27 protein-coding genes are annotated in these 25,530 nt (G+C 36.5%); 25 read left to right on the forward strand and 2 right to left on the reverse strand.

Annotated features, from left to right (window positions below; all coding sequences use genetic code 11):
* The first annotated feature begins 183 nt into the window (after positions 1-183).
* From aroC to ACQVV1_RS13115, 14 genes are all read left to right on the forward strand, one after another.
* Positions 184-1,356, forward strand: a complete 1,173-nt coding sequence (gene aroC / locus ACQVV1_RS13050; RefSeq protein WP_242251193.1) for a chorismate synthase — start codon at positions 184-186, stop codon at positions 1,354-1,356.
* Positions 1,356-2,441, forward strand: coding sequence for a 3-dehydroquinate synthase (gene aroB / locus ACQVV1_RS13055; RefSeq protein WP_242251195.1), 1,086 nt, complete (start codon positions 1,356-1,358; stop codon positions 2,439-2,441). Before aroC ends, aroB begins: the two co-directional genes overlap by 1 nt.
* 120 nt (positions 2,442-2,561) lie before the next feature.
* Positions 2,562-3,674, forward strand: a complete 1,113-nt coding sequence (gene hisC / locus ACQVV1_RS13060; RefSeq protein ID WP_309259915.1) for a histidinol-phosphate transaminase — start codon at positions 2,562-2,564, stop codon at positions 3,672-3,674.
* A 448-nt stretch (positions 3,675-4,122) separates the two neighbouring features.
* Positions 4,123-5,385 (forward strand): tetratricopeptide repeat protein, encoded by a 1,263-nt coding sequence (locus ACQVV1_RS13065; RefSeq protein WP_431168940.1) that lies wholly within the window; start codon positions 4,123-4,125, stop codon positions 5,383-5,385.
* A gap of 73 nt (positions 5,386-5,458) precedes the next feature.
* The gene (locus ACQVV1_RS13070) at positions 5,459-5,995 is read left to right on the forward strand and encodes a ReoY family proteolytic degradation factor (RefSeq protein WP_001095923.1); all 537 of its coding nucleotides are present in this window, start codon (positions 5,459-5,461) and stop codon (positions 5,993-5,995) included.
* Positions 5,996-6,130: 135 nt separating this feature from the next.
* Positions 6,131-6,604 carry a YpiF family protein gene (locus ACQVV1_RS13075; RefSeq protein ID WP_142332904.1) on the forward strand — a complete coding sequence of 158 codons (474 nt, stop codon included), beginning with the start codon at positions 6,131-6,133 and terminating at the stop codon, positions 6,602-6,604.
* A 143-nt stretch (positions 6,605-6,747) separates the two neighbouring features.
* Positions 6,748-7,260, forward strand: coding sequence for a menaquinol-cytochrome c reductase iron-sulfur subunit (qcrA, locus tag ACQVV1_RS13080; protein WP_063224154.1), 513 nt, complete (start codon positions 6,748-6,750; stop codon positions 7,258-7,260).
* A complete protein-coding gene (qcrB, locus tag ACQVV1_RS13085) occupies positions 7,261-7,935 on the forward strand; it encodes a menaquinol-cytochrome c reductase cytochrome b subunit (protein ID WP_000932700.1) in 675 nt (224 codons plus the stop codon).
* A gap of 43 nt (positions 7,936-7,978) precedes the next feature.
* The gene (gene qcrC / locus ACQVV1_RS13090; protein WP_431168941.1) at positions 7,979-8,746 is read left to right on the forward strand and encodes a menaquinol-cytochrome c reductase cytochrome b/c subunit; all 768 of its coding nucleotides are present in this window, start codon (positions 7,979-7,981) and stop codon (positions 8,744-8,746) included.
* Between the two features lie 106 nt (positions 8,747-8,852).
* On the forward strand, positions 8,853-9,443 hold the full coding sequence (gene lhaT / locus ACQVV1_RS13095; protein WP_242251203.1) for a lipoprotein heptaprenylglyceryl N-acetyltransferase LhaT: 591 nt from the start codon (positions 8,853-8,855) through the stop codon (positions 9,441-9,443).
* A gap of 25 nt (positions 9,444-9,468) precedes the next feature.
* Positions 9,469-10,155, forward strand: a complete 687-nt coding sequence (lit, locus tag ACQVV1_RS13100) for a lipoprotein intramolecular transacylase Lit (protein ID WP_431168942.1) — start codon at positions 9,469-9,471, stop codon at positions 10,153-10,155.
* A 108-nt stretch (positions 10,156-10,263) separates the two neighbouring features.
* Positions 10,264-11,052: a sporulation protein YpjB gene (ypjB, locus tag ACQVV1_RS13105; protein ID WP_063224150.1), complete on the forward strand. Its 789-nt coding sequence runs from the start codon at positions 10,264-10,266 to the stop codon at positions 11,050-11,052.
* Between the two features lie 112 nt (positions 11,053-11,164).
* Positions 11,165-11,845, forward strand: coding sequence for a zinc metallopeptidase (locus ACQVV1_RS13110; protein ID WP_033659816.1), 681 nt, complete (start codon positions 11,165-11,167; stop codon positions 11,843-11,845).
* Between the two features lie 100 nt (positions 11,846-11,945).
* Positions 11,946-12,587, forward strand: coding sequence for a uracil-DNA glycosylase (locus ACQVV1_RS13115; protein WP_242251207.1), 642 nt, complete (start codon positions 11,946-11,948; stop codon positions 12,585-12,587).
* A gap of 28 nt (positions 12,588-12,615) precedes the next feature.
* Here the strand turns inward: ACQVV1_RS13115 and ACQVV1_RS13120 are convergent, their stop codons facing one another.
* Complete coding sequence (locus ACQVV1_RS13120; protein WP_063224148.1) at positions 12,616-13,497, reverse strand: YitT family protein; 882 nt, start codon at positions 13,495-13,497, stop codon at positions 12,616-12,618.
* Between the two features lie 353 nt (positions 13,498-13,850).
* Between ACQVV1_RS13120 and ACQVV1_RS13125 the strand changes: the two genes are divergently transcribed.
* Genes ACQVV1_RS13125 through ACQVV1_RS13155 form a run of 7 tightly spaced genes read left to right on the forward strand, consistent with a single transcriptional unit; the run spans position 13,851 to position 19,405 of the window.
* Positions 13,851-14,192, forward strand: coding sequence for a nucleotide pyrophosphohydrolase (locus ACQVV1_RS13125; RefSeq protein WP_002108639.1), 342 nt, complete (start codon positions 13,851-13,853; stop codon positions 14,190-14,192).
* Entirely contained in the window at positions 14,192-14,992 is an 801-nt protein-coding gene (gene dapB, locus ACQVV1_RS13130) for a dihydrodipicolinate reductase (protein ID WP_431168943.1), read from the forward strand. The genes ACQVV1_RS13125 and dapB overlap by 1 nt, the downstream gene beginning before the upstream one ends.
* 14 nt (positions 14,993-15,006) lie before the next feature.
* Positions 15,007-15,402, forward strand: a complete 396-nt coding sequence (gene mgsA, locus ACQVV1_RS13135; protein WP_000684766.1) for a methylglyoxal synthase — start codon at positions 15,007-15,009, stop codon at positions 15,400-15,402.
* An 11-nt stretch (positions 15,403-15,413) separates the two neighbouring features.
* Complete coding sequence (gene bshB1, locus ACQVV1_RS13140; protein WP_063224146.1) at positions 15,414-16,118, forward strand: bacillithiol biosynthesis deacetylase BshB1; 705 nt, start codon at positions 15,414-15,416, stop codon at positions 16,116-16,118.
* Positions 16,115-17,260, forward strand: a complete 1,146-nt coding sequence (gene bshA / locus ACQVV1_RS13145) for an N-acetyl-alpha-D-glucosaminyl L-malate synthase BshA (protein ID WP_063224145.1) — start codon at positions 16,115-16,117, stop codon at positions 17,258-17,260. The genes bshB1 and bshA overlap by 4 nt, the downstream gene beginning before the upstream one ends.
* A complete protein-coding gene (locus ACQVV1_RS13150) occupies positions 17,247-18,440 on the forward strand; it encodes a CCA tRNA nucleotidyltransferase (RefSeq protein ID WP_431168944.1) in 1,194 nt (397 codons plus the stop codon). The genes bshA and ACQVV1_RS13150 overlap by 14 nt, the downstream gene beginning before the upstream one ends.
* The gene (locus ACQVV1_RS13155; protein WP_431168945.1) at positions 18,425-19,405 is read left to right on the forward strand and encodes a biotin--[acetyl-CoA-carboxylase] ligase; all 981 of its coding nucleotides are present in this window, start codon (positions 18,425-18,427) and stop codon (positions 19,403-19,405) included. Before ACQVV1_RS13150 ends, ACQVV1_RS13155 begins: the two co-directional genes overlap by 16 nt.
* 103 nt (positions 19,406-19,508) lie before the next feature.
* On the opposite strand, the gene ACQVV1_RS13160 is transcribed toward ACQVV1_RS13155, so the two are convergent.
* Positions 19,509-19,853, reverse strand: coding sequence for a cupredoxin domain-containing protein (locus ACQVV1_RS13160; protein ID WP_431168946.1), 345 nt, complete (start codon positions 19,851-19,853; stop codon positions 19,509-19,511).
* A 451-nt stretch (positions 19,854-20,304) separates the two neighbouring features.
* Between ACQVV1_RS13160 and panB the strand changes: the two genes are divergently transcribed.
* The 4 genes from panB (at position 20,305) to dinG (ending at position 25,318) form a co-directional block, all read left to right on the forward strand.
* Positions 20,305-21,141 (forward strand): 3-methyl-2-oxobutanoate hydroxymethyltransferase, encoded by an 837-nt coding sequence (gene panB, locus ACQVV1_RS13165; protein ID WP_242251211.1) that lies wholly within the window; start codon positions 20,305-20,307, stop codon positions 21,139-21,141.
* Positions 21,141-21,989, forward strand: a complete 849-nt coding sequence (panC, locus tag ACQVV1_RS13170; protein ID WP_309259916.1) for a pantoate--beta-alanine ligase — start codon at positions 21,141-21,143, stop codon at positions 21,987-21,989. Before panB ends, panC begins: the two co-directional genes overlap by 1 nt.
* Positions 21,990-22,001: 12 nt before the next feature.
* Positions 22,002-22,385 carry an aspartate 1-decarboxylase gene (panD, locus tag ACQVV1_RS13175; protein ID WP_431168947.1) on the forward strand — a complete coding sequence of 128 codons (384 nt, stop codon included), beginning with the start codon at positions 22,002-22,004 and terminating at the stop codon, positions 22,383-22,385.
* Between the two features lie 128 nt (positions 22,386-22,513).
* Positions 22,514-25,318: an ATP-dependent DNA helicase DinG gene (gene dinG / locus ACQVV1_RS13180; protein ID WP_431168948.1), complete on the forward strand. Its 2,805-nt coding sequence runs from the start codon at positions 22,514-22,516 to the stop codon at positions 25,316-25,318.
* Positions 25,319-25,530 lie beyond the last annotated feature (212 nt).

The raw sequence follows: 25,530 nt of genomic DNA on the forward strand, positions 1-25,530 counted from the left end.
ATTTCAATTAGTTACGAAGTTAGAGCCGTTATGATATATTGATATGTAAAGTAAAAGGCCTATCGGAGAATAAGCGAATGGCTGATCAATTATATAGTTTCTTTCATATTTTTAGAGTAATGAAAGATAATATCATTGCTTAATATAGCGAGATAAATACATATACGAAAAGAGGAATAACGTATGCGATATATTACAGCTGGTGAATCTCATGGTCCACAACTTACAACGATTATAGAAGGTGTACCAGCAGGACTACCTTTAGTAGCGGATGATATAAATGAAGAGTTAGCTAGAAGGCAAAAGGGATATGGGCGTGGTAGACGCATGCAAATTGAAACGGATCAAGCGCAAATTGTAAGTGGTGTTAGACATGGAGAGACATTAGGTTCTCCAATTGCACTTGTTGTTGAAAACCGTGATTTTGCACATTGGACAAAAATTATGGGTGCAGAGCCGTTAACGGAACAAGAAGAAAAAGAAATGAAAAGGAAAGTAACAAAACCAAGACCTGGACATGCTGATTTAAATGGTGCGATTAAATATGGGCATAGAGATATGAGAAATGTACTGGAACGCTCTTCAGCTCGTGAAACGACAGTACGTGTTGCTGCTGGTGCGGTTGCAAAAAAAGTGTTAGCGGAACTTGGTATTACAGTAGCGGGCCATGTAATTGAAATTGGCGGTGTACAGGCTAAGGAGACTACGTATCGTTCAATTGAAGAAGTAAAAAGCATTACAGAAGCATCACCTGTACGTTGTTTAGATGAAGAAGCTGGTAATCAAATGATTAAAGCAATTGATGATGCGAAAGCAAATGGTGATTCAATCGGTGGCATTGTTGAAGTAATTGTGGAAGGCATGCCAATTGGAGTAGGGAGCTATGTGCATTATGATCGAAAACTGGATGCAAAATTAGCAGCCGCAATTATGAGCATTAATGCCTTTAAAGGTGTTGAGATTGGAATTGGTTTTGAAGCAGCACATAGACCGGGTAGCGAAGTTCATGATGAAATTCTTTGGAATGAAGAGCGTGGATATACACGAAGAACAAATAATGCAGGTGGATTAGAAGGCGGTATGACGACTGGTATGCCAATTGTTGTGCGCGGTGTGATGAAACCGATACCTACACTATATAAACCTCTTCAAAGTGTCGATATTGATACGAAAGAGCCTTTTACAGCAAGTATTGAACGTTCAGATAGTTGTGCTGTTCCAGCAGCTAGTGTCGTTGCAGAAGCGGTTGTAGCTTGGGAATTAGCTACAGCTTTAATAGAACAATTCGGATTAGATCGTATGGACCTTATTCGTGAAAATATTGAGAAACATAATGAATATGCGAGGGGATTTTAATGGGAAACATACATATTCAAACGAAATCAAAAGAATATGATGTGCATGTAGGAAAAGAATCGTTGTCACATTTGACAACAATTATTCAAAACATACAGCCATCTGTATCAAACATTATGATCATTTCAGATGAAGCTGTTGCATCTTTACATTTACAGACAGTTGTAGATGCGTTGCAAATAGAGCAAAAAGTATTTTCATTCGTTGTACCGAGTGGCGAGAAAGAGAAGTCTTTTGAAAATTTCTATGCGGCTCATACGTCAGCTCTTGAAAATAAATTAGATAGAAATTCTTTAATTATTGCACTTGGCGGCGGGATGATTGGAGATTTAGCTGGTTTTGTTGCCGCGTCGTTTATGCGTGGAATCCGCTTTATTCAAGTTCCAACGACTTTATTAGCTCACGATAGTGCAGTAGGTGGAAAAGTAGCGATTAATCATCCGTTAGGTAAAAATATGATAGGGGCATTCCATCAACCTGAAGCGGTTGTATATCATACGCCGTTTTTACAGTCTCTTCCTGAGAAAGAGTGGCGTTCAGGTTATGCAGAAGTGATCAAACATGCTCTTATTGGTGATGTAAAGCTGTATCATTGGCTAAAAGAGGAAGTGCAAACATTAGCAGATCTTCGTGATGAGAAATTAATCCATATATTAACGAAGGCGATTCCTGTAAAGGCAAACATTGTAGCACAAGATGAAACAGAAAAAGGTGTACGTGCTCATTTGAACTTTGGGCATACGTTAGGCCATGCTCTTGAAAAAGAACTAGGATATGGAAACATTACTCACGGTGACGGAGTAGCGGTTGGAATGTTATTTGCCTTGTTTTTAAGTGAGCAAGTGTATAAGGTTGATCTTTTTTATGAAGAGATGAAGCAGTGGTTCTTAAAGTACGGCTATCCAAAAATGCCAAGTGATTTGAATGTAGAGCGTCTCGTTCAATTGATGAAACAAGATAAGAAAGCAAATGCTGGAGCAATTCATATGGTGTTAATGCAGGAATATGGGGTAGTGAATGTCGTATCTATTCCAGATGAGACTGTTCATATTGCGTTAGAGGCATTTCAAAAGGATATGGTTTAAGAAGTGCGAAGTGCTTGTTTAGAGGTGTTCTCGTAATAGTGACGGTAATGATAAACGATTACAATGAGGAATTATAACTGTATTGTAATCGAATTGAATAAAATGACTGGGGGAAGAAAAATGAGAGTGAAAGAGCAATTGTTAACTTTGAGAGCATATGTACCTGGGAAAAATATTGAAGAAGTAAAAAGGGAATATGGGTTATCAAAAATTGTGAAATTAGCATCGAACGAAAATCCATTCGGTTGCTCAGCGCGCGTAACAGAAGCATTAACTTCTTTAGCGAGTCAATACGCTCTTTATCCAGATGGATATGCCTTTGAACTTCGGACACAAGTAGCAAAACATTTAGGTGTTAAAGCGGAACAACTGTTATTTGGTAGTGGATTAGATGAAGTCATTCAAATGATTAGTCGTGCATTACTACACGAAGGAACAAATGTTGTAATGGCGAATCCAACATTCTCGCAATACCATCACCATGCTGTTATTGAAGGAGCAGAAGTTCGTGAAGTACCACTTAAAGATGGCATTCACGATCTAGATGCGATGTTACAGCAAGTAGATGATAAAACGAAGATTGTATGGATCTGTAACCCGAATAATCCAACAGGTACATATGTAGAAAAACAAAAATTACTTTCATTTTTAGAATCAGTTCCTAAGTCAGCGCTTGTTATTATGGACGAAGCATATTATGAATATGCGGGAGCAGAAGACTATCCGCAAACATTACCACTTCTTGAAAAGTATGAAAATCTTATGGTATTACGTACATTTTCAAAAGCATATGGTTTAGCTGCTTTCCGTATCGGATATGCGGTTGGTAATGCGGAGTTAATCGGGCAGCTAGAAGTAGCAAGGTTACCATTTAATACATCGACTGTAGCGCAATCTGTAGCACTTGCTGCATTAGAAGATCAAGCATTTTTACAAGACTGTGTGAAAAAGAATGAAGAAGGATTATATCAATATTACGCATTTTGTAAGGAGTATAACGTATTCTATTATCCATCTCAAACAAATTTCATTTTCTTAAAACTCGGTATTCCTGGTAATGAGGCTTTCGAACGATTAATGAAGAAAGGATATATTGTTCGTTCTGGTGCTGCATTTGGTATACATGATGGTATTCGTATTACTGTTGGTTTGAAAGAAGAGAATGATGAAATTATAGAATTATTGAAAGAGCTTGTAAAAGAGCAAGTAAAGAAAGAAGAAACATACTCTTAAGAGTTTGTGAAGGCTCCTATTATAGGGGCCTTTTTTATTTAAATAAAGATTGAGGTTAAGAAGGTCAGTAAATCTTAATCCGTGCGGGGCAATAATTAATAAGGGAAGTTATTTGCACGGTAACGAAAGAAAACGGTACAATAGAAAGTAGTAATGCGGTATCGGTGTCATATTCGAACCGCGATAAGTGAAAGTACAAGAAGAAGCATACTTCTTCTTAAGGTTGCGTTCTTACACCTAGTTGCTTATGATAAAGTGAAACTTTAATCAGTGGGGATGTTCATCTCCCACTGATTATCAGTCCACACCAATCGGGCTTTTACGGGTAGCCCGATCCCCATCTAACTTCTTTGCCTTCGCTGAAATTTGAGGTGGGGGTCTTACTGCCCGGCAAATAGAGTGATAAATGAACAGAAAAGAATATTTTTTAGAATTAAAGGAGACGTTTATGCAAAAGTTTGAACAAGCTGTTTCATATATTGAAAATGGTGAAGCCGAAAAGGGATTACAATTATTAACAGAGCAATTAAAAATTGCGAATGATGAAGAGAAGTATGATATTGCTCGTTATTATCATACACTTGGATTTACAGATGAAGCGTTAGCTATTACAGAAGACTTGCGTTTATTGTATCCAGAAGAAAGTGAATTCACTGTATTTTTAGCAGAATTATATATTGATCTAGACAAAGAAGATGAAGCGATTGAAGTGCTTCATGATATTCCAGAAAATGATGATTTATATGTTCAATCGTTATTACTTGTTGCGGATTTATTCCAAATGCAAGGTTTCGATGATGTAGCAGAACAAAAACTATTAAAGGCGAAAGAAATGATGCCTGACGAGCCTGTTATTACGTTTGGATTAGCAGAGTTATATAGTAGTAAAGGTGAAGAACAAAAGGCAATCACTCATTATCAGTCGCTATTAGCGGAACATAAAGTAATGGGTGGTGTTGTCATTGCACTTCGTCTCGCAGAAACGTTAAGTGCGATTGGAAATTGGGAAGAAGCGATCTCTTACTACGAAGCAGGTTTAGAGGAACAAAAAGATATCCATTCATTATTTGGATATGCCTTCACATTATACCAAGGTGAAGAATACCAAAGAGCAATTGGTGCTTGGCAAGAACTAAAAGAATTAGATCCTGAATATGCATCGCTTTACATGTATTTAGCGAAAAGCTATGAAAAAGAAGGAATGCTTCAAGAAAGCTATGAAACACTTCAAGAAGGAATTAAAGTAGATGAGCTTTCTGTACCATTTTATGTAGAATTAGCGAACATTGCGGCGAAATTAGGAAAAATAGCGGAAGCAGAGGAAGTGCTTCAAAAAGCGCTTGAGTTAGATCCAGGACATTTAGGTGCAACATTAAAATATGCGTATATCTTAAAGGAACAAGAAAAGTATGAAGAGCTAATCGCAGTTGTAGAGCGGGCTATCGATAGCGGAGAACCAGATACACAACTACTTTGGGATCTTGCGTTTGCAAAAAAACAATTAGAAATGTATTCTGATGCATTAAAACACTATGAAAGTGCATATACTTCTTTTAAGAATCATCCAGACTTCTTGGAAGAGTACGGTTATTTCTTATTGGAAGAAGGTATGCGAAAAGAGGCGAAAGAAGTATTTACTCAGTTAATACAACTAGACCCGACACAAATTCATATTGAAGAATTGTTATATAATTTAGAGGATTTTTCATAAGTTGGAAGGAAACTGAATGCCGCTTCTTGAATCTAAAAAGAAAAGAGAAAGACAGAGGAGGGACTTAATTGCTATGAATACCCCTGTTTCTGTAAACGAGAAGAAGGATTTTGTAAAATGGTTTTTGAATAATTACCAACTGAAACAGCGTGAATGTGTATGGATTTTGAATTATTTAATGAGTCACGACCAATTGATGCATAAAGTCCACTTCGTAGAGCATGCAAAATATTGTCCGCGTGGCTTAGTGATGTCCGCGAATTGTGTAAAAGATACACCGTTTCACTTTTTTAAACAAAATGTTATGACAACAGATGCTGAAAAATCGTTTCATGATATTCGTTTAAATCGAGATGAGGACATTTATATTCAACTCAATTTTAAATCATCATTTCAAAATGCTAATTATGTAGCTGTATTAGAAGAAAACCCGTATTTACCAAAGCATATTGAAGTAAATGAAAAAGATCGTTTACTTGCAGAAAGATTTTTAGAAGAAAGTGTATTTTCTTTTAGAAGAGAACGTCTTTTGAAACAAATTGATGAAGCGCTGGATAAGCAAGATAAGGAAGCGTTTCATAGGTTAACAGCGGAGTTAAAGATGTTATAGAATTCATTTGGATTCATAAAATTTTACAAATTTCAGACTTTTTAAGAAAAACTACCTTAATATAGGTAGTTTTTCTTTTTTTACCTCTTTTAGTATGGTTTAATATATATAAAGTGAAAGTTCTGTCATTTGTAGATGAGGGAGGGAAGAAATTTGAAATGGATTGTAAAAGATGTGGAACAGTTTGAGCAAGCAAGAGAATATGTAGATACAGGTGTTATACCACTTTTATCAATTTCGGCAGCGAAAGAAATGAAAATGGTAGTAGAACAAGGTGAATTTATCGAATTGTTGAGTATGGAGTTGGAAAGAGAATATAAAGGAAGGGTGCTTTTACTACCTGCATTTACGTATTTAGTAGAAAGTCAAAAAAATGAAAAAGGTCGTTTGCAAGAATGGACAAATCATTTACAAAAGCAAGGTTTTAAGCATATTGCTTATGTTACAAGTGATTTTTCATGGAAAGAAGATATGCAAGAATTACAGGGAGATTTATTTTGGTTTCCTTCGTTAGCTTTAGAGCAATTTAGTGATCAAGCGAAAAGAGAAGTTATTCATGCACATATAAAAAATATAATGGTGATGTTAGAAGAAAAATGGGGAAAGTGATAATAAACAGAAAGTTCTTATTATTATGAGTAGTATGATATTGACCTGTGCATGAGCGTATTATATCATGATAGTGTCCTAGTTTTTATTTTTTATATAATTTATCACGAGGGGACAATTTCTGATAGAGGGGGGAAATTTTCGTGAGCGAGAACGAACATCGTGTGTCAAGAAGACAGTTTTTAAATTACACCCTTACAGGGGTGGGAGGCTTTATGGCAGCGGGTATTTTAATGCCGATGACGCGATTTGCGCTTGATCCGGTGTTAAGAAAAGAAGCGGGAACGGATATGGTTGCTGTTGCACAAGTAAAGGATATTACAACAGAGCCGAAACGTTTCGACTTTAAGGTGAAGCAGGTTGATGGTTGGTACAAGTCTGAAGAGCCAAAATCAGCTTGGGTTCATAAAGATGAAAGCGGAGACATTGTTGCGTTCTCTCCAGTATGTAAACATTTAGGATGTACAGTTAACTGGAATTCGGACAAAGCACATCCGAATCAATTCTTTTGTCCATGTCACGGGGGCCGTTATACAAAGGACGGGATGAACATTAAAGGCACACCGCCCCTTGCTCCACTGGATGTATACGAATCTAAAGTGAAAGATGGAACGCTGTATTTAGGAAAAGCGAAGCCAAAAGGGGGTGCGAAGTAGATGCTAAATAAAATTTATGATTGGGTAGATGAAAGGTTAGATATTACACCAATATGGCGTGATATCGCTGATCATGAAGTACCTGAACATGTAAACCCGGCACATCACTTCTCTGCATTCGTTTATTGCTTTGGAGGACTTACCTTTTTTGTTACTGTAATTCAAATTTTATCTGGAATGTTTTTGACAATGTATTATGTGCCTGATATTAAAAATGCTTGGGAATCGGTTTATTATTTACAAAATGAAGTTGCGTACGGACAAATTGTTCGTGGTATGCACCACTGGGGTGCTAGTCTCGTCATTGTAATGATGTTTTTACATACACTTAGAGTTTTCTTCCAGGGTGCGTATAAAAAACCTCGTGAGTTAAACTGGATTGTTGGTGTTCTTATTTTCTTTGTTATGTTAGGTCTTGGTTTTACCGGATATTTATTACCGTGGGATATGAAAGCGTTATTTGCTACGAAAGTAGGGATTCAAATTGCAGAGCAAACGCCGCTCATTGGTCCTTATATTAAAACATTACTCGCTGGTCATTCCGAAATTGTTGGCGCTCAAACATTAACTCGCTTCTTTGCTATTCACGTCTTCTTCTTACCAGCAGCACTTCTAGGTTTAATGGCCTTCCACTTCATCATGATTCGCAAACAAGGTATTTCCGGTCCGCTATAAGAGATTGCTAAATTAAAGGGGAAAGAACTAAAGGAGGGAGATTATGCATCGCGGCAAAGGGATGAAGTTTGTAGGAGATTCTCGGGTACCGGTAGCTCGGAAACCAAATATTCCAAAAGACTATTCTGAATACCCGGGGAAAACAGAAGCGTTTTGGCCGAACTTCTTGTTAAAAGAATGGATGGTAGGTGCAGTTTTTTTAATCGGTTATTTATGTTTAACAGTGGCGCATCCGTCACCGCTTGAGAGAATGGCGGATCCAACTGATGCTGGGTATATACCACTTCCAGATTGGTATTTCTTATTCTTGTATCAGTTATTAAAGTACTCTTATGCTTCCGGTTCATTTACTGTAATAGGAGCGTTTATTATGCCTGGGATTGCGTTTGGTGCATTACTTTTAGCTCCATTTCTTGATCGTGGCCCAGAAAGACGCCCATTGAAGCGTCCAGTAGCAACTGGATTTATGCTTTTATCGATTGCATCGATTATCTTTTTAACTTGGGAATCTGTAGCGCATCACGATTGGGAAGCTGCAAAAAAACAAGGAGCAATTGTAAAGACAGCACCAGTCGATAAAAATGATGATGGCTATAAAGTAATGCAAAAGAACACTTGTTTAACATGTCACGGTGACAATTTGCAGGGCGGGGCAGCAGCACCAGCACTGCAAAACTTAACTTTAAAGCCAGAAGAAATTGCTAAAATTGCGAAAGATGGAAAAGGTTCAATGCCAAAAGGTATATTTAAAGGTACGGATGAGGAGCTGAAGAAGCTTTCGGAATTTGTTGCAAAGTATAATAAAAAATAATAAAAAGCTGACTACAAAATTTGTAGTCAGCTTTTTATTTTGATGAAAGAAAGTTTACTATATAATAGAGTAGAGTTTGATGAAAGAAAGGTGTTGGACATACAGCTTGGTTTACTTGTATGCAATGTTAAGACAACGCTCCGTATTATTACTTTTATTAGTTGTTAACATATTAGGTACAATTTACGGATTTATATGGTATGGAAATCAATTAAAAGAAACTTCCCCTATATTTTGGCCGTTTGTACCTGATAGCCCTATGGCGAGTCTCTTTTTTGTCTTTGTTTTAATTGCTTTTTTAATAAAGAGAAATTGGGGATTAATAGAGGCACTAGCGATTGTTACTTTAATAAAATATGGAATATGGGCTGTTGTTGTAAATGGGGTTATGATCTATGTAAAAGGTCCTATTGGTCTTATCGGGTATATGCTAATGCTTTCGCATTTTGCGATGGCAGTACAGGGATTGTTATATGCACCGTTTTACCGTATAAAAAAATGGCATTTTGCGGTAGCAGCTATATGGACATTGCATAATGATGCAATTGATTATTTATTTTGGCAAATGCCGAGATATGGAATTATGCATTTGTTCGTAGGAGAAATTGGTTATTTTACGTTCTGGCTAAGTATTGTTGTGCTATGTATTACATATTATTATTGCTTACGTGAGAACCGAAAACAGTTTTCTTTATGATAGTTAGGACATTTAGGGGGAGAAAATGAAGAAAAATAAGAGTGGTATAAAAATATTGGATCGATTAATTATGATAGTTGTTTCATATAGCATAGCATTTTCTATATTTGCACTCGCAACAACGGCGGTTGTATACGGAAAATGGCTATATTATTTTGAAATTGATTTTTTAAACATTCCAGATTTAGCGGATATGACGAAAGATGATATTAAAAGAAATTATGATGTGCTTATCACATATTTATCGCCATTTTTTGATGGATCATTGCAGTTGCCAACACTAGATATGTCTACAAATGGCCGTATTCATTTTGTAGATGTGAAAAATATTTTAGTAAAGATTCAATATGTAATGTATGCGACAATTATGATTGCAATGATAGGCGGCATGTATTTATTAAAAAAGAAAAATGAAAAGTTTTTACTGCACGGATCGATTTTAACAATTATCTTTCCGATAGCGCTCATGTTGCCGATTGCTATTAATTTTGAAAAGAGTTTTGTGATATTCCACAAGCTTTTATTCAGTAATGATTATTGGATGTTTGATATTGAAACGGATCCAATTATATTAATGTTACCAGAAGAATTCTTTATGCATGCTGCGTGTGCTATTTTATTATTCATTTTATTTGGTAGCATACTTTGTTACAGTTTGTATAGATACTTTGTAAAAAAGAAAAGGATGTCAAATGAAAAATTCTCTGCTTAAAGAGAATTTTTTTTGTTTGTAAAACGATAATATATTTTTCGGTCCAGTTCTGTTCTATTCTTGTCCACATTAACATATTTTGTACTAGTAGTTATAGGGGGGACCGTGATGAAGAGAACATTAATTGGACTGATTGCATTTCTAATTATAATGTTTCCGTTACGTATATATGCTGAAGAGTGGAGTGAACTAACAGGGTTGTTAGATGACTCATTACAATTAGTGAAGCGTAATGAAGATGAAAAAGCAGTACAAGTATTACAACATTTCTCGGAGCAGTTTGTAATAAAGGGGAATGAAAAAAAGCAAGAAGTAACGCCAGATCAAGTTAGAGTTATTTCTTTAGCTTACGACAAGGCGAAACAAGCTCTCGCAGAAGAAGATGTAAGTAAACAAGTTAAAATTGATAATGTGTTAGCCTTGCAGCTCGCTATTGATGCGCAAGTATCGAAGTATCAACCACTTTGGATGGAAAGAGAAAGAAAAGTAATGGATGCCTTTTCTCAAATGGAAAAAGCGATGAAAAAAGAAGATACAGGACAGTTTCAACAAACGTTAAACACATTTTTACATGAATTTAATATTATTTATCCAAGCCTAATGATCGCCTTGCCAGAAAACGAAGTGCAACGTGTAAATGCCCATTTATCTTATTTGGATGAATTTCGTAACGTTATGTTAAAAACGAAAGGCGGGCAAATGCAATTAGGAATCATTAAAGGGGATTTGCAAAAAATATTTCACACAGTAAAAAAAGATGAAATTGCCCCCTCTCTCATTTGGTTTATGACAATTACTGGAGGTCTTATTTTATTCACATTAACTTATGTTGGATGGAGAAAGTATAAAGGAGAGAGAGAAAAGAGAAAAAGTAATGTCCATTCTAAGAATAGATAATGTAATAAACAAAGATGCGGATTGTAAGGTTTATTCATTGACAATGATGGCAGAAGAAAATAGAATGAGAAGTACTATAATTAAAACTTCAATGGAGGTTCAGAGATTCATGATGTTTTATTTAATTTACTTCGCGATCATTTTGATCATACCGTTGTATGCACAGTCAAAAGTACGTAGTGCCTATAGCAAGTATTCACAAGTTTATTCAACATCAGGTATGACAGGAGCAGAAGTGGCTCGGAAAATTTTGGATGAAAATGGATTATACAACGTAGCTGTAGAAGAAACACCAGGTCATTTATCAGACCATTATGATCCAACTGCAAAAACAGTTCGCTTATCAACAGATAACTATTACGGTCATTCAGTTGCCGGTACAGCAGTTGCAGCACACGAAGTAGGACACGCAATTCAAGATGCAAAAGATTATAACTTTATGCGTATTCGTCATTCGTTAGTGCCAGTTGCAAACTTTGGCTCGAATATTTCTTGGATATTTATTATGATTGGTGCCTTTGCATCCATGTCTAACTTATTGTTATTAGGTATTATCTTAATGGCAGCAGGTGTTGTGTTCCAACTTGTTACATTACCAGTTGAGTTTGATGCATCAAAGCGTGCGATGCAACAAATTGAAGCGTTAGGAATTGTATCAACAGATGAATATGGCCAAGCTCGTAAAGTATTAAATGCGGCAGCATTAACATATGTAGCAGCTGCAGCTGTAGCGGTATTTGAATTATTACGTCTCGTATTAATGTACACTGGTATGCAGCGTAGCGACGACTAAAGACTATCAATTTTGATAGTCTTTTTTGTTTTGTGGATTGAATTATATAATGTATTGCAAATAGGAATAATAGAAGTAATGCGGAAAGGTGGTGGGGGAAATGAAATATCCAAGTCATCTAGTAAAACAAGTGAAAGAACAGAGTGCTTCTTATCAGCTAGAAGGTTTTTTAAGTGGACAAGGTCCTGAAAATCCGAAATTTATGTTGTTAGGAGAAGCGCCTGGTGAAACAGAAATTCATAATGGTATTCCTTTTAGCGGGAGAGCGGGAAAACAATTAATGGGTTTTTTAGAACGGATTGATGTTACAAGGGAAGAAGTATATATTACGAGCGCTGTTCGAAGTAGACCATATAAGTGGCGAGAGAAAAAAGAACGAAATGGTGAAATCATACAGAAAAAGTATAATAGAACGCCAAATCAAGGAGAAATACTTGCTCATGCACCTTTGTTAGATTATGAATTAGAGAAAATAAACCCGAAGCTTATCGTCACGCTTGGAAATATCGGCCTTCAACGTTTAACAGGAAAAAATAAAAAAATTACAGATGTGCATGGACAATTATTAAAACAGCCCATTCAAAAATTAAAGGATATGAAAAGTGCAGAGTTTACATGGTCAGAGAAAGAATATCATATTTTTCCGACTTTTCATCCTGCTTCAATTTTTTATAACCGGAGTTTATTGGAACTTATTTATGAGGATTTAGAGAGTCTTAAAAAATATGTAATAAAAAACTAGAAAAGCTAAAGAGCTTTTCTAGTTGCATTTATTTATGTAACGGATTTTTATTTTCATCTAATGTAAAACCTTCACCAACTACATCATGTACATCACTAACAGCAACAAATGCATGAGGATCTACAGAGGTAATAATATTTTTTAATTTCACGATTTCATTTTTAGCAACAACGCAATACAATACGTTCCGTTCCACTTTTGTATATGAGCCAACAGCTTTTAAAAAGGTTGCTCCACGTTCCATATCAGATAAAATTTTGGCAGCAATTTCATCGTTTTTATCTGATATAATAGTTGCTCCTTTCGCCGCATAGGCTCCTTCTTGCATAAAATCAATGACTTTCGCCCCAATAAAAACAGCAACTAATGTATACATGCCCTCGCGGTATGATAAATAGGTAAGAATAGAGACGATAATGACGATAGCATCAAACATAAACATCGTTTTCCCCATACTCCAGCCAACATATTTATGAGCGAGTCTCGCAATAATATCTACACCGCCAGTAGTCCCGCCATATTTAAATATGATCCCAAGCCCGATACCTATAAATGCCCCGGCGAATAAAGCCGCGAGTGTCATATCATTTTGTAAGTTTAAATGTAAGTTGAGAACTTCGTAACGCTGAAAAATCCATAGAAATAAAGATACGCTAAAGGTGCCGATTAGTGTATATAAAAATGTCGTTCTTCCAAGTAACTTCCAACCAATAATAAATATAGGGATATTTAAAATTAAGTTTGAGTAAGAAGGATCAAACTTAAATAGAAAATATAATAATAGTGTAATACCGGTAAATCCACCTTCTGCAAGGTGATTTTCAATATTGATATTCACAATACCGAAAGAAAAAATAGCGGAACCGATTAAAATAAAAATGATATTTCGAATCTTCAAATTTGATGTCATATAGAAATCCCCCTAATTATGTAAATGGCATTGCTCCGCTGAAACGGTAAAACATAATGATAAGTAATTTCTAGTTGTTAGTAAAAATAGTGAAGGTTGTAAAATCGCAAAAGAAAGTTTCACTTTACCCCGTTCCAACGGCTGGTAGGAGATAAAGCTCTGAAGAAGTACAAACCAGCCGTAGGAACCCGATTGGTTCGGGCTGATCTTTTGCGAAAAGCATGCAAAAGAAGTTTCACTTTATTATAGTCTATCCAAAAAAGGGTCGCAAATAGGTGTTTGGCGGGGAATAATATTTGTCAAATCGCGATGAATTGGCTAACATGAAAGAGGAAGGATTAGAGGTGAATTGTATGGAAGCGAAAACGATGAAGGATATGCAGAAAGAAGTAGATGCATATATTGGTCAGTTTAAAGAAGGTTATTTCAGTCCACTTGCAATGATGGCTCGTTTAACGGAAGAAATGGGGGAGCTTGCAAGAGAGGTTAATCATTATTATGGTGAGAAACCGAAGAAAACAACTGAAAAAGAACGTAGTATTGAAGAAGAGCTTGGAGATGTATTATTTGTTATGATTTGTATGGCAAATAGTTTAAATATTGATTTAGAAACAGCACATAACATTGTAATGAATAAATTTAATACACGTGATAAAGATCGCTGGACACGTATTGATGAGGGAGAGAAAGAATAATGAAAGAAATTAAAGTAATTATCGCTGGACCAAGAGGACGTATGGGACATGAAGCAGTCCTTCTTATGGAAAGAACGGAACATTTTAATTTAGTAGCAGCAGTGGATTATAAGCATGGTGGAGAGAAAATCTCTGATTTACCTGGCATGCCAGCGCTGGATGCACCTATTTACGCTGATTTACATACTTGTTTAGATGAAGTAGAAGCAGATGTGTTGTTAGATTTAACAACGCCAGAAGTTGGGAAACAACACGTTACACTTGCAGTTGAGCGTGGACTTCGTTCTGTTATTGGTACAACTGGATTTACAGAAGAAGAACTAAAGCAATTAACAGAGAATGCAAAAGAAAAGGCAGTAGGAACAATTATCGCTCCAAACTTTGCAATGGGTGCAGTTCTTATGATGAAATTCTCACAAATGGCAGCGAAGTACTTCCAAGATGTTGAAGTAATTGAATTGCATCATGATCAAAAATTAGATGCACCATCTGGTACAGCAGTAAAAACAGTAGAATTAATCCGTCAAAATCGTGAATCAAAGCAGCAAGGTCATCCAAACGAAGTAGAGCAACTAGAAGGTGCTCGTGGTGCAAATGTAGATGGTATTCACATTCATAGCGTGCGATTACCAGGACTTATTGCACATCAAGAAGTAATGTTTGGTGGAGACGGACAAATGTTAACAGTTCGCCATGATTCATTCAATCGTGCATCATTTATGTCAGGTGTAAAACTATCAATTGATACAGTAATGAATCTAGATCATCTTGTGTACGGTTTAGAAAATATTATCGACTAAAGGGGAGACAACGGATGAAAATTGCCTTAATCGCACATGACAAAAAGAAAAATGATATGGTTTCGTTTGCGTATGCATATAAACCGATTTTTGAACAGCATGAATTATTTGCAACAGGAACGACAGGACTTCGTATTATGGAGGCAACTGGCTTAGTTGTAACAAGATATCAGTCGGGTCCTCTTGGTGGCGATCAAGAAATCGGTGCCATGATTGCAAAAAACGATATGGACATGGTGATTTTCTTCCGAGATCCACTAACTGCTCAGCCGCATGAGCCAGATGTAAATGCATTACTTCGTTTATGTGATGTATATGCGATTCCACTTGCAACGAATATGGCAAGTGCTGAAATGTTAATGCATGCATTAGAGCGAGGAGATTTAGATTACCGCAAGTTTAGAAAATGAGGGGAACAATTATGAGTGGATTACATATATTAGCGTTTGGTGCCCATGCCGATGATGTTGAAATCGGCATGGCTGGTACCATTGCTAAATATACGAAGCAAGGGTATGAAGTAGGTATTTGTGATTTAACAGAAGCTGATCTTTCTTCTAATGGAACGATAGAGTTGAGAAAAGAAGAAGCAAAGGTCGCTGCTCGTATAATGGGAGTAAAAACGAGACTGAATTTAGCGATGCCAGACCGTGGTTTGTATATGAGAGAAGAATATATACGTGAAATTGTAAAGGTGATCCGTACATATAAACCAAAACTAGTTTTTGCGCCGTATTATGAAGATCGTCATCCAGACCATGCCAATTGTGCAAAGCTTGTGGAAGAGGCTATTTTTTCAGCTGGGATTCGTAAATATATGCCAGAACTTCCACCACATCGTGTGGAGTCTTTTTATAATTATATGATTAATGGTTTTCATAAGCCGAATTTTTGTATAGATATTAGTGAGTACCTTTCTATCAAAGTGGAAGCATTAGAAGCGTATGAAAGTCAGTTTTCAACAGGGAGTGATGGTGTGAAAACGCCATTAACAGAAGGTTATGTTGAAACTGTGGTTGCTCGTGAGAAGATGTTTGGGAAAGAAGTTGGGGCCTTGTATGCCGAAGGGTTTATGAGTAAGAAACCGGTTTTATTACATGCTGATTTAATAGGGGGATGTAAATGAAATTAAAAATAGGTATTACATGTTATCCTTCTGTAGGTGGTTCTGGAGTTGTTGGAACAGAATTAGGAAAGCAATTGGCGGAACGCGGGCATGAAATTCATTTTATTACATCGGGTTTACCATTCCGGTTAAATAAAGTGTATCCAAACATTTATTTTCATGAAGTGACGGTAAATCAATACTCTGTATTTCAATATCCACCGTACGATTTAGCGTTAGCAAGTAAAATGGCAGAGGTTGCACAACGAGAAAACCTTGATATTTTACATGTGCATTACGCAATCCCGCATGCAATTTGTGCTTATTTAGCGAAACAAATGATTGGAGAGCGTATTAAAATTGTTACAACCTTGCATGGAACAGATATTACTGTGTTAGGTTCCGACCCTTCGTTAAATAATTTGATTCGTTTTGGTATTGAGCAGTCTGATGTTGTTACTGCTGTCTCGCATTCATTAATTAACGAAACGCATGAGCTTGTAAAACCAAATAAAGAAATTCAAACTGTATATAACTTTATAGACGAACGTGTATATTTCAAGCGTGATATGTCTCAATTAAAGAAAGAATACGGTATTAGTGAGAGTGAAAAGATAATTATTCACATTTCAAATTTCCGGAAGGTGAAACGTGTACAGGATGTTGTTCATGCATTCGCTAAAATTGTTCAAGAAGTAGATGCGAAGTTGCTTCTTGTTGGGGATGGACCAGAGTTTTGTACGATTTTACAGTTAGTGAAGAATTTACATATTGAAGATCGCGTCTTATTCCTAGGAAAGCAAGATAATGTTGCAGAACTACTTGCGATGAGTGATTTAATGTTGCTTCTATCGGAGAAGGAAAGTTTTGGTCTTGTTTTATTAGAAGCGATGGCGTGTGGTGTACCTTGTATTGGAACAAGGGTTGGAGGTATTCCAGAAGTCATTCAACATGGTGAAACAGGGTATTTATGTGAATTTGGCGATGCAACGGGAGTGGCCAACCAAGCCATTCAGCTATTAAAGAATGAGGAACTTCACCGTAATATGGGAGAACGAGCAAGAGAAAGTGTTTACGAGCAGTTCCGCTCGGAAAAAATCGTCTCACAATATGAAACGATTTACTATGATGTGCTAAGGGATGACAAAAATGGAAAGATTTAAAAAAGCTAGTTCTATTATTGAGACATTAAAGCAACAAGGACATGAGGCTTACTTTGTTGGTGGGAGTGTAAGAGATCTCATTATCGATAGGCCAATTGGAGATATTGATATTGCGACATCTGCTTTACCAGAAGAAGTGATGGCTATATTTCCAAGACATGTGCCTGTCGGTCTTGAGCATGGAACTGTAATTGTTGTAGAAAATGGTGAGCCTTATGAGGTAACCACTTTTCGAACAGAAAGCGAATATGAAGATTTTCGAAGACCTAGTAGTGTTCAATTTGTTCGTTCATTAGAAGAGGATTTAAAACGTCGTGATTTTACAATGAATGCAATTGCTATGACAGAAGAAGGCGAAATGGTGGACTTATTTGCCGGACAGGAAGCGATTCAAAAGAGAGAAATTGTGACAGTTGGAAATGCTGCTGATCGTTTTCAAGAAGATGCCTTACGAATGATGCGTGGTATTCGGTTTGTAAGTACGTTAGGATTTTCTTTAGAAACAAAAACGAAGCAAGCAATTGAAACATATGGACATTTACTAGAACATATAGCGATTGAACGAATTACAGTGGAGTTTGAGAAACTGTTAACGGGTACATATTGCGTGAAGGGCTTACAGGAATTAGTAGAAACGAAGCTATTTTCTCATCTACCATATTTACAAATGTCAGAGGAGAGACTGTTAAAAGCTACGCAGTATGAATGGGATTCTTTTGAGACGGATATCGAGGCATGGGCATTTTTCTTATATTGTATCGGAGAAGAGCATCCATCGGTATTTTTACGTCAATGGAAGTTTTCGAATAAAAAAATAAAAGATATTGTTGCAGTTTTATTGGCAATCCGTACGAGAAAAGAGAAGGAGTGGGATACGGTCCTTCTCTATAAAACGGGAATTCATATCGCTGAAATGGCTGAAAGAGTATATGAAGCGATGATTGAAAGTTATGACCGTACATCTGTTAAACGAGTACAAACATTGTTTCAATCATTGCCAATAAAGAGTCGTCAAGAAATGAATGTGACTGGGAATGATTTATTAAGCTGGGCAAATAAAAAGCCAGGTCCGTGGGTTGCTGAAATGATTCAAAAGATTGAAGAAGCAATCGTACAAGGAAACGTAGTTAATGAGAAAGAGTGTATAAGGGAGTGGCTGCAAGAATGCAATCTACTATAAGAAAGCAGTTATTGCAAGTTTTTTCTGAAGCGGATGGCGAGTTTGTATCTGGCCAAACGATTAGTGATAAACTTGGTTGCTCGAGAACCGCTGTGTGGAAACATATGGAGGACCTTCGTAATGAGGGCTACGAACTTGAAGCTGTACGTCGATTAGGCTATCGAATTGCGAGTAAGCCGGACAAAGTGACTGCGAATGAAATTCAGTTAGGATTACAAACGAAACATATTGGTAGAACAGTGTATTTTGAAGAGTCTGTTGAATCTACGCAGCATATTGCAGCAAAACTTGCTTATGAAGGTGTAGAAGAAGGAACAATTGTTGTGGCAGAAGAACAAACAGCGGGTAGAGGTCGTTTAAGTAGAAAATGGCATTCACCAAAAGGGACAGGAATTTGGATGAGTATTATTTTACGTCCGTCAATCCCAGTTCATCATGCACCACAACTTACTTTGTTAGCGGCTGTTAGCGTTGCGCAAGCAATTGAAAAGTGCACAGGTGTAAACGTAGGAATAAAATGGCCAAATGATATTTTAATTCAAGGGAAAAAGGCTGTAGGTATATTAACAGAAATGCAGGCGGATCCTGATAAAATCAATGCTGTCATTATGGGCATTGGTATTAATGCGAATCAAAAACAAGAACATTTTGATGAGGAAATTCAGCATATTGCTACTTCTTTGGTGATTGAAGCAGGTAAGCCAATTGTTCGTGCAGAGCTTATGCAACAAATCTTTTTACAACTAGAAAAATTATATGAAGAGTATTTACAAAATGGTTTCTCTGTCATTAAAATCCTTTGGGAAAGCTACGCTGTGAGCATAGGGAAAGAAATTACCGCTCGAACGATGCGACAGTCGATTACAGGGCTAGCAAAAGGAATTACAGAAGAGGGTGTATTACTTCTAGAGGACCATGAAGGAAAAGTACATCACATTCATTCTGCGGATATCGAAATTAAGTAAAAGAAGTTCCTCTTTTGGAACTTCTTTTTTTATTACAATATTTTTGAGCTGAGTTTGTAATACAATAATCAATTTTTGAATATCGTCTGGTTGCCTATACTTGTTATTTGACGATTACTTTGCCCTCCATTCCTTTCAGGAGATGGTACCGACATATTAATTCATATGTACCGGTACTTTTAGGTTTTACAGTAATGCTTTTTTCTTTTCCCGACTCGACTACGACATCAATATCGAGTTTTTTTACTGTAAAGGTATGTTCATTCTTACCTTTGTTTTTTAATAACAATGTTGTTGACTCTTTAATTGGAATCGTGATGACGTTTGGACGAAAGTAATCATCGTTTAGTTCGACCTCAATTACTTTCGTTGAATCGATAGGTTGTGTTACGGCGTTAACTGAGGCATATGCATGGAAGGAGCTAAAAGTTATCATCCCTACACTCATCACAAGCAAACCGATGAATCAAAATAACCATTTGTTTATAGACATTCGCAATTCTCCTTTTGTAAGTATGTTTCCTCAATTAACCTGCATCATTATTTTAAGAGTTATACTATGTATTTAAAAAGTTGTTTATCGTTCTGTGGTTGATTTATGTTTAAAATTTCACATACCGTAATGAGGATAAAAATTATTTTTTCAAAAAAATGTAGTAATTTCTTTTCGGAGTTTGCTATAATTAGTTCGAATGTGGGCAGTATCAGAGCGAACTGCACCATGATTCGAAGCAATACGAAAAATAATAACTTGGATTCTGCCTTGATCCAATAACGGACTGGGACAGAGGGATGAATAATGCCGACTAACACACAACCCTTCTGCCCTTTTATGGCCAGAGGGGTTTTTTATATGATTTCGGCCATCTCCTCTCTCCTGCATAAAGGAGGAGTAGTTTTTGAAAACAAAAACAGATTTTTTGAAAATGAAAGAGCAAGGTGAGCCGATTACAATGCTAACGGCGTATGATTATCCATCTGCAAAATTAGCAGAAGAAGCTGAAGTTGATATGATTCTAGTTGGAGATTCTCTCGGGATGGTTGTACTTGGCTACGATTCAACAGTACCTGTAACAGTAGAGGATATGATTCATCATACGAAAGCTGTACGCCGCGGAGCAAAAGAGACGTTTATTGTAACTGATATGCCATTTATGTCGTATCATGTGTCGTTACAAGATACGATGGTGAATGCACGCCGCATCGTTCAAGAGAGTGGTGCCCATGCACTGAAGGTAGAAGGTGCGGGAGAAGTGATATCGACTATTCACTATTTGACGAATGCGGGAATTCCTGTCGTGGCGCATTTAGGTTTAACTCCTCAATCTGTAGGAGTGCTAGGTGGATATAAAGTACAAGGAAAAGACGCTGAAAGTGCAAAAAAATTAATAGAAGATGCGAAGAAATGTGAGGAAGCTGGTGCGATTGCACTCGTGTTAGAGTGTGTGCCAATGCAGTTAGCAGAACTTATTTCAGAGCAATTAACAATTCCAACAATCGGGATTGGCGCAGGACAAAAAGTAGATGGGCAAGTGCTTGTTTATCATGATCTTATCTCATATGGGGTAAATCGTGTTCCGAAATTTGTGAAGCAATATACGTCTGTTCAAGAAGTAATTGTACGTGGGATTTCTCAATATGTTGCTGAAGTAAAGACAAGGCAATTTCCTGAAGAAAAACATTCGTTCACAATGAAAGAGGAAGAATGCTTAGCGTTATACGGAGGAAAACAATAATGAAAATCGTAACGACAGTACAAGAGATGCAGCGAATTACAAACGAACTGCATGCAAGTGGAAAAAGTATTGGTTTTGTTCCAACAATGGGTTATTTACATGAAGGGCATGCGACTTTATTACGTAAGGCAAGAGAAGAAAATGAAATTGTAGTTTTAAGCGTGTTTGTCAATCCGCTACAGTTTGGGCCGAATGAAGATTTAGATCGATACCCTCGTGATATTGATAGAGATGAAAATGTAGCAAAAGAAAACGGTGTAGATTATTTATTTTATCCGAGCGTAGAAGAAATGTATCCAGTAGAACAAACGACAACGGTAGAAGTTGTGAAGCGTACTGATGTATTATGCGGTAAACAAAGACCAGGTCATTTCGCTGGTGTTGCGACTGTACTAATGAAACTATTTAATATTACATTACCAACACGCGCTTATTTCGGTATGAAAGATGCACAGCAAGTTGCTGTCATTGAAGGATTTGTCGCTGATTTTAATATTCCGGTTACTATTGTACCAGTTGATATTGTAAGGGAAGAAGATGGATTAGCGAAAAGTTCTCGTAACGTGTATTTATCACAAGAGGAGCGTGAAGAGGCTCCTCATTTATACCGCAGTCTATGTATAGCGAAAGAAAGAATTGAGGCAGGCGAACGTAATTCAGAAATCATTACAACTCTTGTGAAAGAGTATATTGAGACGTATACGAAAGGCACCGTAGATTATGCTGATTTATATGCCTATCCTTCATTACAAGTAATGGATAAAATTGAAGGACGAATTATTTTAGCAATTGCAGTCAAATTTGATAATGTACGATTAATTGACAATATAACATTAAAGGTGAACTAAGGGGGAGCATCTATGTTTCGCACAATGATGAGAGCGAAGTTACATCGCGCAACAGTAACAGAAGCAAATTTAAATTATGTAGGTAGTATTACAATTGATGAAGATTTAATGAATGCAGTAAATATTGTAGAAAATGAAAAAGTACAAATTGTAAATAACAATAATGGTGCTCGCTTAGAGACATATGTTATTAAAGGAGAACGCGGTAGCGGTGTTGTTTGTTTAAATGGTGCAGCTGCAAGGCTGGTACAGCCAGGGGATAAAGTTATTATTATTTGCTACGGTTTAGTGGCAGAAGAAAATATTCATAAACAAGAGCCGAAAATTGCAGTATTAGACGATGATAATCAAATTATTGAAATGTTAGGTGCTGAAAAAGCGGGTACGATATTATAAGTAGGAAGGCTATCTCTATTACAGAGATAGCTTTTTTGTGCATCTTTTCATTAAGATGAGATAAAACGTGGTATAGTAACATTATATAATTTTGTGTTTGATAGGTAAGAAATTGAGGTGTTACATATATGAGTAAGCGTTATGTCGTTGTGGATTTAGAGACGACAGGGAACTCCTGGAAGGATGGGAAGGATAAAATTACCCAAATTGCAGCTGTTGTAGTGGAAGATGGAGAGATATTGGAGATTTTTTCATCTTTTATTAATCCGAAGAGAGAGATTCCACCATTTATTACAGAACTAACAGGGATTGATGAGGGTATGGTTAAGCAAGCCCCGTTATTTCAAGATGTAGCCCCGATGGTTGTTGAGCTATTACAAGGTGCAGCTTTCGTTGCACATAACGTTCACTTTGATTGGAATTTTTTAACGGAAGAATTAAGGCAGGCTGGATATACAGAAGTACATTGTCCAAAAGTTGATACAGTTGAGTTGGCACAAATTCTATTGCCGACGGCTGATAGTTATAAATTACGTGATTTAGCTAAACAACATGAACTAGAGCACGATCAACCGCATCGTGCGGATAGTGATGCTCTTGCTACAGCGGAATTATTTTTACAATTTTTAAATGAAATTGAAAAGTTACCACTTGTCACCTTGCAATCGCTTTATGAATTGAGCGATGTTTTTCAAAGTGATATTGCGGATGTACTTTCTGAAAATATTTTAAAGAAAATGATGCATGGTAAAAAAGCGGCAGAGGGGTATGAAGTGTATCGAAATATTGCGCTTCGAAAACGGAATTATTCTTTAAATCTCAGTGAAACATGTTCATCTAAATTTGATGCTTTTTTGCATAAGACAATCGATAAACTTGCATTGAATATGCCAAAGTTTGAAAAAAGAGAAAGCCAACAAATTATGATGAAGGAAATATATACAGCACTAAGAGATTCTAGGTTTTCCCTAATTGAAGCAGGAACAGGAACAGGGAAGACTCTTGCATATTTACTTCCAAGTATTTATTTTGCAAAGAAAAAAGAAGAACCTGTCATCATAAGTACCCAAACCGTACAACTGCAACAACAAATACTAGAAAAAGAAATTCCATTATTACAGAAAATAATGCCATTTTCATTTGAAGTAGCTCTTTTGAAAGGAAGAAAGCATTATCTTTGCCTACATAAATTTGAATATGCTTTGCAAGAGGAAGAGAAAAATTATGATATGGCGCTCACAAAGGCAAAAATTTTAGTATGGTTATTGCAAACGGAAACTGGCGATCGGGATGAATTAAATATTCCTGAGGGCGGAAAGTTACTTTGGAACCGTATTTGTAGTGATGTACATAGTCCAGGCGGGATGCAAAGCAACTGGTTTAGTCGTTGTTTTTATCAACGAGCAAAGAATAAAGCGTTATTTGCAGATATCGTTATTACAAATCATGCGTTATTATTTCAAGATTTTTCAAGTGAAGAACCATTGTTTGCTTCATGTGAACATATTATTTTTGATGAGGCTCATCATATCGAGGAAGCGGCGAGTAGAACATTAGGTGAACAGTTCTCCTGTATGTATTTCCAACTAGTTTTATCTCGTCTGGGTACGCTAGAAACAGATGATATACTTTCTAAGGTATATAAAATGATGAAAAAATCAGAACAAGCCTCTCGTTCGACTTTCCGGATGGTGAGTCATAGTTTGAAGGAATTGAAATTTGATGCGGATGAGCTATTCCAAATGTTACGTGCGTTCATCTTTAAACAAACAAAGCAGGAACAAGGGATAAGCAATATGCCACTTATTTATCGATATAACACAGAAGTAGAGAAAGGTAAGTTATGGGATAGCATTACCGAGTTAACAAATCGTTTTGTATATGATATAAGAAAATTATTGACTACACTTGAGAAGCAAGTTGATATATTGCAAAGTAAAATAGAATGGGAAATGCATGTTGTTACTGGTGAATTTATGCATTTAATTGAGTTGTTGAGAAAGATGGCACAAGCTTTACAATTACTCATTTTAGAAAAAAATTCATATGTGACATGGATGGAGACTGAAACGAAGGGAACTATTCATTCAACTGTTTTATATGGGCAACCTGTTCATATTGGTGAAAGGTTTGCTGATGAATTTTTAACACAGAAAAAGAGTGTTATTTTCACATCAGCAACGTTAACAGTAAACGATTCATTTGCCTATATAAAAGAAGAGCTAGGTTTGCATGATTTTGCTCCTAATACATTACAGGTTCCGTCACCATTCCATTTTGAAGAACAAATGAAATTAATGGTTTCAACTGATGTGCCTTTTATTAAGAAAGCAAGTAATGAAGAATATATTGAATCTGTGTCAGCACATATTGCAAAAATAGCGAAAGCTACAAAAGGTAGAATGCTCGTTTTATTCACCTCGTATGAGATGTTGAAAGAAGCGTATACGAATTTGAAAAATGACGAGGAGTTAGAAGGGTATTTATTATTAACGCAAAGTGTGAATAATAAGAGCCGAAGTCGTCTCATTCGTAAGTTTCAAGAGTTCGACAAATCAATTTTGTTAGGAACAAGTAGTTTTTGGGAAGGGATCGATATACCTGGAGATGCCCTTAGTTGTCTTGTAATTGTCCGGCTTCCCTTTACGCCTCCTCATCAACCGATGATAGAAGCAAAAGGAGAATGGTTAAAAAATCAAGGAGAGGACGTATTCGCTAAGTTAGCACTCCCGCAAGCGATACTGCGTTTCAAACAAGGGTTTGGTCGTCTCATTAGAACGAGTACAGATACTGGAACAGTATTTGTATTAGATCGTCGTTTGACAAGCTCTTCCTATGGGAAACATTTTTTGCAATCAATTCCAACTGTCCCGCTCTATGAAGGCTCTTTAGAAGAATTGTTAGAACAATTAAAGGAACGGCCAACTGAATAAAATTGGAAGAAAAATACGCCTGAAGTACATTTAATCTTCAGGCGTAAAAAATGTGGGTAGGAGGAATTTTATTTTTCTTACTTCTTGTATACAAAATGTATTGGTTTTCGACTTGAAACCTTTTTTTGCTGTACATGTCCTGCTATAATAGATGGGTGATGAAGCAGGGGTTGTAAAGAATGTACTCTTATTGTAACCGCATTGCGTTCTTC

The organism is Bacillus basilensis, from assembly GCF_050630465.1.
GTDB classification, from domain to species: domain Bacteria; phylum Bacillota; class Bacilli; order Bacillales; family Bacillaceae_G; genus Bacillus_A; species Bacillus_A basilensis.

Excerpts from the sequence above, each read along its gene's own strand:
- lit (WP_431168942.1), top strand. The coding sequence starts at position 9,469 with ATGAAGAAAAATAAGAGTGGTATAAAAATATTGGATCGATTAATTATG.
- ACQVV1_RS13065 (WP_431168940.1), top strand. The coding sequence starts at position 4,123 with ATGCAAAAGTTTGAACAAGCTGTTTCATATATTGAAAATGGTGAAGCC.
- dinG (WP_431168948.1), top strand. The coding sequence starts at position 22,514 with ATGAGTAAGCGTTATGTCGTTGTGGATTTAGAGACGACAGGGAACTCC.
- ACQVV1_RS13115 (WP_242251207.1), top strand. The coding sequence starts at position 11,946 with ATGAAATATCCAAGTCATCTAGTAAAACAAGTGAAAGAACAGAGTGCT.
- aroB (WP_242251195.1), top strand. The coding sequence starts at position 1,356 with ATGGGAAACATACATATTCAAACGAAATCAAAAGAATATGATGTGCAT.
- ACQVV1_RS13110 (WP_033659816.1), top strand. The coding sequence starts at position 11,165 with ATGTTTTATTTAATTTACTTCGCGATCATTTTGATCATACCGTTGTAT.
- ACQVV1_RS13070 (WP_001095923.1), top strand. The coding sequence starts at position 5,459 with ATGAATACCCCTGTTTCTGTAAACGAGAAGAAGGATTTTGTAAAATGG.
- qcrC (WP_431168941.1), top strand. The coding sequence starts at position 7,979 with ATGCATCGCGGCAAAGGGATGAAGTTTGTAGGAGATTCTCGGGTACCG.
- ACQVV1_RS13120 (WP_063224148.1), bottom strand. The coding sequence starts at position 13,497 with ATGACATCAAATTTGAAGATTCGAAATATCATTTTTATTTTAATCGGT.
- ACQVV1_RS13125 (WP_002108639.1), top strand. The coding sequence starts at position 13,851 with ATGGAAGCGAAAACGATGAAGGATATGCAGAAAGAAGTAGATGCATAT.
- bshA (WP_063224145.1), top strand. The coding sequence starts at position 16,115 with ATGAAATTAAAAATAGGTATTACATGTTATCCTTCTGTAGGTGGTTCT.
- dapB (WP_431168943.1), top strand. The coding sequence starts at position 14,192 with ATGAAAGAAATTAAAGTAATTATCGCTGGACCAAGAGGACGTATGGGA.
- ACQVV1_RS13075 (WP_142332904.1), top strand. The coding sequence starts at position 6,131 with ATGAGGGAGGGAAGAAATTTGAAATGGATTGTAAAAGATGTGGAACAG.
- qcrB (WP_000932700.1), top strand. The coding sequence starts at position 7,261 with ATGCTAAATAAAATTTATGATTGGGTAGATGAAAGGTTAGATATTACA.
- mgsA (WP_000684766.1), top strand. The coding sequence starts at position 15,007 with ATGAAAATTGCCTTAATCGCACATGACAAAAAGAAAAATGATATGGTT.
- panD (WP_431168947.1), top strand. The coding sequence starts at position 22,002 with ATGTTTCGCACAATGATGAGAGCGAAGTTACATCGCGCAACAGTAACA.
- aroC (WP_242251193.1), top strand. The coding sequence starts at position 184 with ATGCGATATATTACAGCTGGTGAATCTCATGGTCCACAACTTACAACG.
- ypjB (WP_063224150.1), top strand. The coding sequence starts at position 10,264 with ATGAAGAGAACATTAATTGGACTGATTGCATTTCTAATTATAATGTTT.
- hisC (WP_309259915.1), top strand. The coding sequence starts at position 2,562 with ATGAGAGTGAAAGAGCAATTGTTAACTTTGAGAGCATATGTACCTGGG.
- bshB1 (WP_063224146.1), top strand. The coding sequence starts at position 15,414 with ATGAGTGGATTACATATATTAGCGTTTGGTGCCCATGCCGATGATGTT.
- panC (WP_309259916.1), top strand. The coding sequence starts at position 21,141 with ATGAAAATCGTAACGACAGTACAAGAGATGCAGCGAATTACAAACGAA.
- ACQVV1_RS13155 (WP_431168945.1), top strand. The coding sequence starts at position 18,425 with ATGCAATCTACTATAAGAAAGCAGTTATTGCAAGTTTTTTCTGAAGCG.
- ACQVV1_RS13160 (WP_431168946.1), bottom strand. The coding sequence starts at position 19,853 with ATGAGTGTAGGGATGATAACTTTTAGCTCCTTCCATGCATATGCCTCA.
- ACQVV1_RS13150 (WP_431168944.1), top strand. The coding sequence starts at position 17,247 with ATGGAAAGATTTAAAAAAGCTAGTTCTATTATTGAGACATTAAAGCAA.